9 protein-coding genes and 1 pseudogene are annotated in these 12045 nt (G+C 71.2%); 4 read left to right on the forward strand and 6 right to left on the reverse strand.

What is annotated here, in order from left to right:
• The first annotated feature begins 140 nt into the window (after positions 1-140).
• From prfA to V8J36_RS13550, 4 genes and pseudogenes are all read left to right on the forward strand, one after another.
• A complete protein-coding gene (prfA, locus tag V8J36_RS13535) occupies positions 141-1202 on the forward strand; it encodes a peptide chain release factor 1 (RefSeq protein WP_336467822.1) in 1062 nt (353 codons plus the stop codon).
• A complete protein-coding gene (gene prmC, locus V8J36_RS13540) occupies positions 1199-2041 on the forward strand; it encodes a peptide chain release factor N(5)-glutamine methyltransferase (RefSeq protein ID WP_336467823.1) in 843 nt (280 codons plus the stop codon). The genes prfA and prmC overlap by 4 nt, the downstream gene beginning before the upstream one ends.
• 340 nt (positions 2042-2381) lie before the next feature.
• Positions 2382-2630: pseudogene (locus V8J36_RS22875) on the forward strand (DUF4167 domain-containing protein); the annotation flags it as partial.
• Positions 2631-3511: 881 nt separating this feature from the next.
• Positions 3512-4411: a Stf0 family sulfotransferase gene (locus V8J36_RS13550; protein WP_336467825.1), complete on the forward strand. Its 900-nt coding sequence runs from the start codon at positions 3512-3514 to the stop codon at positions 4409-4411.
• Here the strand turns inward: V8J36_RS13550 and rsmA are convergent.
• From rsmA to lptF, 6 genes are all read right to left on the reverse strand, one after another.
• Positions 4325-5170: a 16S rRNA (adenine(1518)-N(6)/adenine(1519)-N(6))-dimethyltransferase RsmA gene (rsmA, locus tag V8J36_RS13555; protein WP_336467826.1), complete on the reverse strand. Its 846-nt coding sequence runs from the start codon at positions 5168-5170 to the stop codon at positions 4325-4327. The two genes, V8J36_RS13550 and rsmA, sit on opposite strands and share 87 nt — an antisense overlap.
• Before the next feature lie 104 nt (positions 5171-5274).
• Entirely contained in the window at positions 5275-6276 is a 1002-nt protein-coding gene (gene pdxA, locus V8J36_RS13560; RefSeq protein ID WP_336467827.1) for a 4-hydroxythreonine-4-phosphate dehydrogenase PdxA, read from the reverse strand.
• Positions 6276-7541 (reverse strand): peptidylprolyl isomerase, encoded by a 1266-nt coding sequence (locus V8J36_RS13565; protein WP_336467828.1) that lies wholly within the window; start codon positions 7539-7541, stop codon positions 6276-6278. Before V8J36_RS13565 ends, pdxA begins: the two co-directional genes overlap by 1 nt.
• A 90-nt stretch (positions 7542-7631) precedes the next feature.
• The gene (locus V8J36_RS13570) at positions 7632-9776 is read right to left on the reverse strand and encodes an LPS-assembly protein LptD (protein WP_336467829.1); all 2145 of its coding nucleotides are present in this window, start codon (positions 9774-9776) and stop codon (positions 7632-7634) included.
• Positions 9776-10867: an LPS export ABC transporter permease LptG gene (lptG, locus tag V8J36_RS13575; protein ID WP_336467830.1), complete on the reverse strand. Its 1092-nt coding sequence runs from the start codon at positions 10865-10867 to the stop codon at positions 9776-9778. The genes V8J36_RS13570 and lptG overlap by 1 nt, the downstream gene beginning before the upstream one ends.
• Complete coding sequence (gene lptF, locus V8J36_RS13580) at positions 10864-12000, reverse strand: LPS export ABC transporter permease LptF (RefSeq protein WP_336467831.1); 1137 nt, start codon at positions 11998-12000, stop codon at positions 10864-10866. Before lptF ends, lptG begins: the two co-directional genes overlap by 4 nt.
• Between the last annotated feature and the right edge of the window lie 45 nt (positions 12001-12045).

The following is a 12045-nucleotide window of genomic DNA, read 5'->3' on the forward strand; positions in this document are numbered from 1 at the left end:
CTGGTCGCGCGCGGGCGCTGGGGGCGACCGCCGCGGGGCGAGCCTAGCAGCCGCGGCCCCGCTGTCCAGACATGGCCCGGCCCGGATCGCAACGGCGTGAACGCTTCCCTCGCGCGCGAAGCTGCGCTAGACCCCGGGCCATGTTGCCTGCCGAGACGCTCGACCAGATCACCCGTCGCTTCGCCTTCCTCGAGGCGCGGCTCAATGAAGGTGCGAGCCCGGCCGAGATTGCCGAACTGTCCCGCGAATACACGGAGTTGCGCCCCGTCGTGGCCGAAATCGCGGCCTGGCGGCAGGCGGGCACCGACCTGGCCGAGGCCGAGGCGATGCTGGCCGATCCCGAGATGCGGGCGCTGGCCGAGGACGAGATCCCGCAGCTGAAGGCGCGGATCCCCGAGATGGAGGCGCGGCTGCGGATCGCGCTGCTGCCCAAGGATGCGGCGGATGCGCGGCCCGCGATCCTCGAGATCCGGCCCGGCACCGGGGGCGAGGAGGCGGCGCTGTTCGCGGGCGACCTGCTGCGCATGTACCAGCGCCATGCCGAGGCGCAGGGCTGGGACTTCCAGCTGCTGGAATATGCCGCGACCGAGCTTGGCGGCGTCAAGGAGGCCATGGCCCGGATCGCGGGCGAGGGCGTATTCGCCCGGCTGAAATACGAATCCGGCGTCCACCGCGTGCAGCGGGTGCCCGAAACGGAATCGGGCGGGCGCATCCATACCTCTGCCGCGACCGTGGCGGTCCTGCCCGAGGCGGCCGAGGTGGATATCGACATTCCGGCCAGCGACATCCGCATCGACACGATGCGCGCCTCGGGTGCGGGTGGGCAGCATGTCAACACCACCGACTCGGCGGTGCGGATCACCCACATTCCGACCGGGATCATCGTGACCTCGTCCGAGAAGTCGCAGCACCAGAACCGCGCCAACGCGATGGCGGTGCTGCGCGCGCGGCTTTACGACGCCGAACGCGCGCGCGCCGATGCGGCGCGGGCCGCCGACCGCAAGTCGCAGGTGGGCTCGGGCGACCGCTCGGAGCGGATCCGCACCTACAACTTCCCGCAAGGCCGGATGACCGACCACCGGATCAACCTGACGCTCTACGCGCTGGGGCAGATCATGGAGGGCGATCTGGGCGCGATCATCGACGCGCTGGTCGCGCAGGATCAGGCCGAGAAGCTGGCGGCGATGGAGGGGCAGGGATGATCCGCGTCCGCCGCGTCAGCGAGGCGATCCGCGCGGCCCTGCCGGGGCTTTCCGCCGCCGGGATCGAGGATCCGGCCCGCGACGCGCGCCGGCTGATGGCCCATGCGCTGGGCGTCGCGGCCGAGCGCATCTCGCTGCACATGGGCGACGACCTGACGCCGATGCAGGCCGCGGCCTTCGCGGCGCATCTCGAAGAGCGCCTGCGCCGCCGGCCGGTCAGCCAGATCACCGGCGCGCGGCTGTTCTACGGGCGCAGCTTCCGCGTCACCCGCGACACGCTCGACCCTCGGCCCGAAACCGAGGAACTGGTGTCCGAGGCGCTGTCGGCCCCCTTCGGCCGGGTGCTCGACCTTGGCACCGGCACCGGCTGCATCCTGCTGACGCTGCTGGCGGAACGCCCCGGAACCAGCGGCCTCGGGCTCGATCTGTCGCCCGCCGCGCTCGAGGTCGCGCGCGGCAATGCCGCCGCGCTGGGGCTGGACGGGCGGGCCGAGTTCGGCCTGTCTGACTGGTTCGCGGCCGTGCAGGGCGAATTCGACCTGATCGTGTCGAACCCGCCCTATATCGCGGCCGACGAGATGGCGGGGCTCGCCCCCGAGGTCCGCGACTGGGAGCCCGCGATGGCGCTGACCCCGGGCGGCGACGGGCTGGACGCCTATCGCGCGATTGCCGCCGGCGCGTTGGCGCATCTGGCGCCGGGCGGGCGACTGATGGTCGAGATCGGGCCCACGCAGGGGCAGGCGGTGGCCAGCCTGTTCCGCGCCGCGGGCCTTGACGTGACGGCGATCCGCACCGATCTCGATGGCAGGGACCGCGTCGTCGCGGCCCGGCGGGCCTGAACCGCGCCCGGCCTTGTCGGTGCGCGTCTGGCCACGGATCAACCGGCGTTCGGGGCAAGATGTCGCATCCGGACGCTTTTGTGGGGAAAAGCTGGGAGAAAGCCCAGAATCCTCTTGCCCTGTGGGGTCCGGCCATGCATAGACCGTCGATGTGACGGGATGGAGAGGACCTCCCGCGCGCTTCGCCCGAAAGCAATAAGCCTCGCCAGCGACCGGCAACGCCGCTGCGAACTGCTTCCCGGGGCTGAAGCCCATCGCCGCATGGACGGACCAACGGCCAGCAAGCCAAACCGAAGGCGCCAAGAGTGACGCCCCGCAGGGCCGCAACAAGCGAAAGCACATGAGATCATCCAAGTCCCGTTCGCGTTCCAAGTCGAACCGCCAGCGTTCCCTCGGCAACATCGTCAACCGCGTCTTCGACAGCTCCGGCCCCGAAGGCAAGGTGCGTGGCACGCCGCAGCAGATCATCGACAAGTATCTGATGCTGGCGCGTGACGCGCAGCTCTCGAACGACCGCGTCGCCGAACAGAACTTCCTGCAGCATGCCGAGCATTACACCCGCATGCTGGGCGAGGCGCAGCGCGAGCTTGCGCGCGAGCAGGAGGGCCGTCAGGGCCAGCCGCAGGGCGCGCACGGCCAGAGTGGGGGCCAGAACGCCGGCCAGACTGGTGGCCAGAACGGCGATCAGCGCCCTTATGAGGCCCGCCAGAACGATGGCCGCCAGAACGATGGTCGCCAGAACGATGGTCGCCAGAACGAGCAGCGGCAGGATCGGGGCGACCGTCCGCACGAAGGCCGCCAGAACGAGCGTTCGAACGATCGGCAGCATGAGCGCCAGAGCGATCGGCAGAACGACCGCCAGAACGACCGCCAGAACGAACGCCAGAACGATCGGGGCGAGCGCCAGCACGAGCGCGGCGAGCGCAACGACCGCCAGAACGACCGTCACAACGAGCGCCGCGACCGTCGCGATGCGCCGCGCGAGCCCGCGCCCGCCGCCGGCCTGCAGCCGGCGATCGAGCTGGGCGGCGAGGACAGCGGCCTGGTCGAGACGCCCGAGGCCCGCGCCGAAGCCGCGCCGGTGGTGCCCGCCGCGGCGCCTGTCGCCGCGCCGGTCGCCCAGTCCGGCGGGCTGATGCCGCCGATGCCCCCGCTGTCCGAGGACAGTGCCGCGGACGTCCCTGCCGAGGCGCCGAAGCCCCGCCGCGGCCGCGCGCCGAAGGCGGCGAAGCCCGCCGAGGGCGAGGCCGCCGCAGAGGCCCCCGCCGACGCGTCGCCGGCACCGGCTGCCGAAGGCGCCGCGCCGCGCGCGCGCCGTCCGCGCCGCCCGAAGTCGGAATCCGCCCCCGAGAGCGTCTCGGGCGACGAGAGCTGACGCCCGATCGCCTTCCGGACCGGGGCGGCGCGCTGCCCCGGTTCTGCGCCTCGCGCGCCTTTCCCCTGCCGTGAATCGACGCCAGTATGGCCGCGATGGCGAGTTTCCTTCTGTGCACGACGCCCCGCAGCGGCAGCACGCTGCTCTGCTCGCTGCTGACCGCGGCGGGCCTCGGCCGTCCCGACTCGTTCCTGATGCCCGATCCCGCGCCCGAGTGGCGCCGCCGCTGGGGCCTGCCGCCCGGCGGCAATCCGGCCGATCCCGAACATGCCGCGGCGATGCTGGCGGCGGTGCGCTGGGCGGGGCGCAGCCCCGTCAAAAGCCTCGGCCGCGACGGGGGCGCGGTCTTCGGCATGCGGCTGATGGCCGACGACCTGCCACGGCTGGTCACGCTGGCCCGCGCCACCCATCCCGACAGCCCGGGCGAGGCGCAGGCGATCGCTGCCGCCCTTGGCGCGCCGGTCTTCCTGCATCTCGTCCGCCGCGACCGGCTGGCGCAGGCGGTCTCGCTGGTGAAGGCGGGGCAGACCGGGCTCTGGCACCGGGCGCCGGACGGCACCGAGGTCGAGCGGCTCTCGCCCCCGGCCGAGCCGGTCTATGACGCGCCCGCCATCGCCCGCGCCAAGGCCCGGCTGGCGGTCGGCACCGCGCGCTGGGCGCGCTGGTTCCGGGCCGAGGGCGTCACGCCGCTGGTGCTGGACTACGAGGATCTTGCCGCGGACCCGCAGGCGGCGCTGGCCGCGATCTGCGCCCGGCTGGGCCGCCCGCCCACGGCGCCGGTCGCGCCCGAGGTCGCGGTGCTGTCGGACGCGGTCAACCGCGACTGGATCGCGCGGTTTCGCGCAGAGACGCCCGGGGCAAGCCCGGAGGCACCTTCGGAGCCAGACGCTGAGTCTGAGCCGGGGGCCTCAGCCGGGGGGGACGAGGGCGCGGGCGAGCCGGCACCAGGCCTCGAGCCCGATCTCCTCGGCGCGCGCCGTGGGGGCGATGCCTGAGGCCTCGAGCAGGGGCTCGATGTTGGGGGCGACGCCGCGCAGCGAGGCGCGCAGCATCTTGCGGCGCTGGTTGAAGCCCGCGGCCACCACGCGCGACAGGATCGCGGCATCGGCGGGATAGCGCGGTTCCGGCAGCGCGGTCAGATGCACGACGGCGGAATGGATCTTCGGCGGCGGGGTGAAGGCCTCGGGCGGCAGGGTCAAAGCGATCTTCGCATCCGCCCGCCACTGCGCAAGGATCGCGAGCCGGCCATAGGCCTTGGAGCCGGGCTTTGCGACGATCCGCTCGGCCACCTCCTTCTGGAACATCAGCGTCAGCGACGACCAGGCCGGCGGCCAGGCGGGCGGCGTCAGCCAGCGCACCAGAAGCTCGGTGCCCACGTTGTAGGGCAGATTCGCCACGACCTTCCACGGGCCGTTCAGCAGCTTGCCCTCGTCGATCTCGAGCGCGTCGCCCGAGATCACCTCGAGCCGGCCCGGGTAGACCGCGGCGATCTCGGCCAGCGCCGGCAGGCAGCGGCTGTCCTTTTCGACCGCGACGACGCGGCGCGCGCCCTCGGCCAGAAGGCCGCGGGTCAGGCCGCCGGGGCCGGGGCCGACCTCGAGCACGTCATGGCCGGCAAGGTCGCCCGCTGCGCGGGCAATCCGGGCGGTGAGGTTGAGGTCGAGAAGGAAGTTCTGGCCGAGCTGCTTCTTGGCCTGCAGGCCATGGGTGGCGATCACCTCGCGCAGAGGGGGGAGGCTGTCGATCGCGGGCATGTGCCGGTCCTTGGATGCAGGCGGGGGATGCAGCTGGGAAGGCCGGGGGCTGTCTGCCCCCGGACCCCCGAGGATATTTGGGCCAATGAGAAAGCGAAAGCGGTTCAGGCCGGGCGGTTGGCGCGGGCGGCGGCCATCTCGACCGCCATTTTGAGGGCGGCGATAAGGCTTGAAGGATCGGCGCGGCCCTGGCCAGCGATGTCGAAGGCGGTGCCGTGGTCGGGCGAGGTGCGGATGAAGGGCAGGCCCAGCGTCACGTTCACGCCGCCGGCGAAGTCGATGGTCTTGATCGGGATCAGCGCCTGGTCGTGATACATGCAGACCGCCGCGTCATAGCGGGCGCGGGCGGCGGCGTGGAACATCGTGTCGGCGGGCAGCGGGCCCGAGAGCGCATAGCCCTCGGCCCGCAGCGCGTCGAGCACCGGGGTGATGCGGTCGATCTCGTCGCGGCCCATCGCGCCGCCCTCGCCCGCATGCGGGTTGAGCCCCGCCACGGCGATGCGCGGCCCCTCGATCCCGAAGTCGCGGATCAGGCTGGCATGGGTGATGCGGATCGTGTCCGACAGCAGGTCCGGGGTGAGCTGGGCCTGAACCTCGCAGAGCGGGATGTGGATCGTGGTCGGCACCACGCGCAGGCCCTCGCAGGCCAGCATCATCACCACCCGGTCGACGCCGGCCAGATGCGCGAGATATTCGGTGTGTCCGGGATGGGCGAAGGCCGCGCCGTCCTTCAGCACCTTCTTCGAGATCGGGGCGGTGCAGACCGCCGAGGCGGCGCCGGTTTCGACGAGCTTCACCGCGCGGGCGATGACCTCGACCACCGCCGGGGCATTGGCCAGCGAGGGCTCGCCCGGGACGGCGTCTTCGGGAAAGTCGTGGCGCAGCACCGGCAGGATCGCCGAGGGCGTCGAGAGCGCCTCGTGCGGATGGGCGATCTCGGCATGGCGGGTGCCGCGGGGCAGGTGGCGGGGATCGCCGATCCAAAAGAACGGCAGGCGCGCGCCCAGAACCTCGCGGGCGCGGGCGGCGATCTCGGGGCCGACGCCGGCGGGATCGCCGCAGGTCAGGGCGACGGGCGCGGTCTCGGCAGGCTTCTGGGCGGTCATCACGGCTCCCGGATCACCGCGGTGGCGCGCAGTTCGGCCATCCAGGCCTCGGCAAGCTGGGTCAGCTGCTCGCCTTCGAGCCGGCTCTTCAGCGCGGTGCGCGGCACGGTCGTGGTGTCCATCAGCTTGCCGCGCGAGCAGAGCATCAGGAAGACCAGCGCGTTGCCGCGGGTGAGGCCGGTCGAGGCCTCGCCGGCGTCGAGCCGCCCAAGTTCGGCGCGCAGGTCGGCCGGCAGGCTGGCCGAGGAGGCGGTGGCGAAGTTCAGCCGCTCGGCCGGCTGGCCCTTGTTGACCGCGTAGAGGTCGTCGCAGCTGGTGACGCGGGCGCGCAGCTTCTCGGCCTCGGCCAGCGCCTGCGGCGAGCGGCCGCCGGGGATCAGGTATTCGGCATAGCTGAGCGCCTCGACCCCCTCGGGCAGCAGGCCCTTCTCTTCGCGGCGCTCGTGCAGCAGGAACATCGCCCAGGTGCCGGGTCCGGCATGGATCGGGGCCGAGATCTGGCCGGGCTTCAGCCCGGCGACGGTGCCGCGGACTTCCGGCGGCAGGTTCTCGAGCGGCATCCATTCCAGCTTGCCGCTGTCGCCACGGCTTGCCGCCGAGGAATACTGGCGGGCCGAGGCCGCGAACTGCGCCGGGGTTTTGGTCAGCGTGGCCACGCGGTCGATCAGGGTCTTGGCGCGCGCGTCTTCGTCCTGGCCGCGGCGCACGATGATCTCGGACAGCAGCACGCGGGTGCCCGGGGGCATGTCGATCGGCTGGTCGATCTCGTGCGCGGCGCGGTCGACGTCGCGGTCGGTGACGGTGACCTGCGAGCGGAAGCGGGCGCGCACCGTGTCGCGCCACAGGATCTGCGCCGAGAGGAAGTCGCGGAAGGTCTGTTCGGCGACGCCGGCCTTGCCCAGCTCGGTCACGAACTGGTCGGCGGACATGTTCGCGCGCGAGGCGAACTGTTCCATCGCGGCCTGCAGCTCTTCGGGGTTGACCTTCACGTCGCCCTGGGCCGCCGCCTGGGCGCGCAGGCGCTCGTCGATCAGCGCCTGGCGCGAGCCGGTGACAAGCTCGGGCGGGGCATTCAGCAGGGTCAGGAACCGCTCGCGCTGCTGCAGCTCGAACACGGTGACGGCCGAGCCGTTGACATAGACGAGCGGCTGGAAGGTGCCCTGCGCCGCCACCGGGGCGGGTGCCGCCAGCGCCAGGACCGCGGCCAGCGCCAGGGCCGGAACCGCGGCGGTTAGGGTGCCCGCGAGGGAGAAGGTGTCACGCATCGGTTCGTCCTGCTCTGTCCTGTCGTGGCCCGGCTGCCTCCGGGCCTGTTGCGGGCGCCGTGCGGTGCCCGGGGTCTTGGTCCGCCGGCCTCAGCCGCTGCAGCGGCGCAGCGCCGCGTTGCCGCGGGTGTTGGCGCCGAAGCCCGCAAGCTCGACGCCGAGGTTGAAGCTCGTGGTCGGGCGCACAGTATCGGAGCTTGTGTAGCGGCGCGAGGCCGAAAGTTCGACCGTCACGCACTCGGTGAAATACTGCAGGCCGATCTTCGTCTTCGAGGCGCGGTTGGCCTCGAAGTCATAGCGGTTCTGCAGCGTCGTGCGCCAGCGGTCCGAGACGTCCCAGGCCGCATCGACGGCCAGTTCGGAAGTCGCGCCGTTGCGGCGTTCCTCGGCATCCTCGGCAAGCCAGGTGTAGCTGGTGCCGAGGTCGAGCTTGTCGCGGTTCCAGATCACCCGCAGCTCGTCGCGCGAGAAGTCCATCCCGTCCGACACCACCGCCCGGTTCGACACCGAGAAGCCCCAGTCGGCCGCATATTGCGTGAAGACCATCCAGTCCGAGGTGACGCCGTCGAGCCCGGTCGAGGTGCTGAACTGGTCCAGATCCTCGGAGCGGAACACCCGGCCGAAGGTCAGGTTGAAGGTCGAGCCGTTCATGTCCAGCCGGGTGACCCCGACGCCGAGGTTGGCGCGCAAGCCGCGTTCGTAGGCGTCGCTGCCCGGATAGCGGTCGAGCGAGAACAGGTTGCCCTCGTCGAACTCGACCAGGGTGCTGTCCTCGTTCGGCACCTCGGCGCCCGAGCGCGGGCTCCAGGCCAGCTGGGCGATCGGCTCGACCAGCCAGGACGAGCCGTCGGGCTCGGTCGCGGCGCGCAGGAAGGGCCAGCGCAGCTCGACCCCGAGGGTGCCGTAACCGCGGCTGATCGTGTCGTCATAGGTGCTGTCGTCGCCGATGCGGTAGATGTCGGCGGTCAGGTCGGCAAGGCTCGAGACGACCATGCCGTTCGACAGGACCCAGTTGCGCCGCCAGTCGCCGGTGATCGCGCTCGAGGCGACGTCGCGGCCGATCACGTCCTCGCCCGAGCTGCGGCGGTGGGTATGGGTGGTGAACTTCAGCCCGCCCTCGCCGCCCAGCAGGGCCGGGGCGAAGCGACGGTGCCAGAGCGTGTCGGTGACGACCGAGGGGATCGTCGCGTTCTTCTCGTTGTTGCGCAGCGTCTCGTAGTGGCGGACCGTGCCGAGGATGTATTCGTTGCGCCGCACCCGGCTGACCGCGACCGAATTCGTCAGCCGGTCGACGTCGTCGTAATAGCCGTAGTCCGACAGATACGAGGCGTCCGAGGCATATTGCACCCCGAAGCTCAGCCGGTAGTCGGCGGGCAGGCGGAAGCTGCCCGATCCGAACAGGTAGCCGCGGGTGTCGCTTTCAAGGTCGTCGCGGGTGAAGGCGCCGTTGAACTCGACCGAGCCGCGGCGGAAGGCCTGGCGATAGCGCAGCTCGACCGTGCGGGTGCCGGCCGAGAGGTAGGGCGTCAGGGTGATGTCCTTGTCGGCCCCCAGCGGGATGAAATACGGCAGCTTGACCCCGGTGCCCAGCGAGGTGGTCGCGCGGATCGAGGGCGCGAGGAAGCCGCGGGCGCGTTCGACCGTCGGGTCGGGGGTGCGCAGGCGCGGCGTCCAGAACACCGGCACGCCGACGACGCGGAACTGCGCGTTCTCGTAGTAGATCTGCTTTTCCACGGTGTCATGGGTGACGCGGGTCGCGCGGATCTCCCACAGCGGCGTCGGGTTCGAGGCGCAGACCTCGCAGGATGAGGCGCGCACCCGCGTCGCGCGGGTGTAGCGGCTGTCGACGCGCGCCAGCTCGTTGGCCGAGATCTGCAGCTGGCGGTCCAGCACCATCCGCGCGCCCTTGAGGATGCCGTCGGACATGTCGCGCGACAGGTCGCCCTCGTCGGCGAGGATGATCTCGCTGCCGTCGGCCTCGATCATCGTGATCGGGCCGTCGATGGCGATGCGCTCGCTGTCGGGATCGTAGACCACCTTGTCCGCCGACAGGCGGCGGCTGCCCTGGAAGACCTCGACATGGCCGGTCGCGGTCAGCTTGCCGTCGGGATCGACGAACACCGTGTCGGCGACCAGCGAGGCCGGGGCATCGCTGCCGCCGGTGTCCTGGGCATAGGCGGCGATGGCCGTGCCCAGCAGAAGCGCCGCAAGGGCGGAAAACGCGAAACGACGCATCAGCCGTCCTCCAGGTGAAGCAGCAGACCGAGCGAGAGCAGCACCGCGGCGAGCGGCGGGCTCCAGGCCGCCAGCGTCACCGGGATCTGCCCGTTCTCGCCCAGCACCTGCGCGAAATTGCGCAGGAAGAAGATCGCGAAGCCGGCACCCACGGCCAGCAGCACCAGCATGCCGGTGCCGCCGAAGCGGGCGTGGCGCATGGTGAAGCCCGCGCCCAGCAGCACCATCGCCGACAGCAGCAGCGGCAGCGCCAGTTCCATCTGGAACCAGACGGCGTGGCGGCGGGTCGAGAAGCCGGCATCGGCCAGCCCCTGGATGAAGCCCGGCAGCTGCCAGATGCCGATCTCGGACGGGGCGCCGAAGCTGTCGCGGATGCCCGAGGCGGTCAGCGGCGAGGGGATCACCAGCGAGGGCACCACCTTGGCGTCCCGTTCCGGGTTGTCGCTGGTCAGGTCCCATTCCTTGACGTCGGTCAGCTGCCAGGCCCCGTTCGCCAGCACCGCGCGCGCCGCGTCGACGCGCTTGATCGGGCCGGCATCGGGCGAGAAGGCGAGGAAGGTCGCCCCCTTCAGCTCGGTTCCGTCGCTGTTCGAGCGGGTGGCATGGATCACCGACTGTCCCTCGGGGCCGCCCTGACGCAGCCAGAGCCCTTCCGAGGTGATCGACAGGGCCGAGCGGTCCTGACCGCTGTAGCGCGCGGACAGGATGTCGGCCTGGCGCTGGGTGGCGGCGACGATCGGGTTGCCAAAGCTGACCGCGACCAGCCCCAGCAGGAAGGCGGTCGCGACCGGCGGCACCAGCGCGCGAAGCGCCGAGCGGCCCGAGGCGCGGATCACCACCAGTTCCGACGAGCGGGCGAGCGCGAGGCAGAGCGCGATCGAGGCCAGGATCATCACCAGCGGCAGGATCCGGTAGATCCCCGCCGGCGCGTCGAGCGCGGCCAGATGCGCGGCGCCCGACAGCCCGATGTCGACGCCGAAGTCGCGCACCTTCTCGATCATGTCGATCAGGAACAGGATCGCGAGGAAGACGGCGAAGACCCCGAGGAAGATCTTCAGGAAGCGCTTGGCGATGTAAAGCGACAGGGTCATGCCGTGGCCCCCTGCGCGGGCGCTGCCATCGCCGGCACCCGGCGCGGCCGCCCGGCCCACCACAGCAGCAGGCAGTCGATCACCGCGCCCACCAGCACCGGCAGGTAGACGGCAGCGGCCAGACCGTCCTCCTTGTCGGCCAGCTGCGTGCCGACATTGGCCGCCAGCTGCACGAGGATCGCCAGCAGCACGGACAGGCCGATGGTGCGGGCATTGCCGAAGCGGCTGAAGCCCGCGGTCAGCATCGTGGCCACGCCCAGCACTGCCAGCGCCGCCGCGGTCAGCGGCTGGGCGATGCGGCTTTGCGCCTCGACCCGGAATTCGTGCACCGTCGATTCCGTCAGCGCGAGATCGGCCGGATCCTCGGCCACCAGCCGCATCGTCGACAACTCGCGGATGTCGATGGTGCCGCGCTCGGTCTGGGTGATCAGCGCGCCGATGTCATAGGTGAAATCGGTGAAATGCGTGACCGCCAGCCGCCGGTTGTCGGGGCTGTAGGTCTGGGCCATGCCCTCGAACATGATCAGCTTCGGGCCGGTGTCGTCGCGGGCCAGCAGCGCGCGCTTGCCGAAATACGAGGTGCGGCTGGCCGGGTCGCGCGCGTCCGAGATGTAGACGTCATGCAGCTGCCCGTCGGTCGCGACCTCGCGGATATAGATGGTGATGCCCTTGGCGGGGTGCTGGAAGCTGCCCTCGACCAGCAGCTTCGCGGTGGCGTCGTTGGCGATCTGGAAGCGTTGCGTCGCCAGCTCGCCCCGGGTCGCGGGCACCAGCACATGGGTCAGCACCAGCAGCAGCGCCGCCACGATCGCGCCGAAATAGACCGCCGGCCGCGCCATCCGCCAGGGCGAGAAGCCGGTGGCCTGCATCACCGTCAGCTCGCTTTCCGCCGACAGCCGGTTGGTGACATAGACCGCGGCGACGAAGGCCGCGACCGGCAGCACGAGGCGGATCACGTTGGGAAGGGTCAGCGCCGAGAAGCGCACGAAGACCATCGCCGACTGCCCGTCCGAGATCAGCTGCTCGAACAGCGCGACGGCCTGGTTGATCCAATAGATCGACACGAGGATCAGCGCGAAGAAGCCGAACAGCGCCATCAGCTGCGACAGCATGTATCTGTCGAATCTCGCCACGGCCCGTCCTCTGCTGCCCCTAGAGTGTTTTTTCCCTTGCTAGCC

Origin of the sequence: Frigidibacter sp. MR17.14 (assembly GCF_037095735.1) — a bacterium.
In the GTDB taxonomy this organism is placed as follows: domain Bacteria; phylum Pseudomonadota; class Alphaproteobacteria; order Rhodobacterales; family Rhodobacteraceae; genus Frigidibacter.